At 50.8% G+C, this 248-nt stretch carries 1 rRNA gene; it reads left to right on the forward strand.

Going from position 1 to position 248, the window contains the following annotated elements:
- A 23S ribosomal RNA gene (locus I6E11_RS14985) occupies window positions 1–248 on the forward strand; the annotation flags it as partial.

The raw sequence follows: 248 nt of genomic DNA on the forward strand, positions 1-248 counted from the left end.
TTACTATAGCTTAGCATTGAATTTGGGCACGCGATGTGTAGGATAGGTCGGAGGCTTTGAAGCGGGCACGCCAGTGTTTGTGGAGCCGCTGTTGAAATACGACCCTTCGTTTGTTTGAGTTCTAACTCATTGATTGAGGACATTGCTTGGTGGGTAGTTTGACTGGGGTGGTCGCCTCCAAAAGCGTAACGGAGGCTTCTAAAGGTACCCTCAGGCCGATCGGTAACCGGCCCAAGAGTGTAATGGCA

Source organism: Bacteroides caecigallinarum (assembly GCF_021531075.1).
In the GTDB taxonomy this organism is placed as follows: Bacteria; Bacteroidota; Bacteroidia; order Bacteroidales; family Bacteroidaceae; genus Phocaeicola; species Phocaeicola caecigallinarum_B.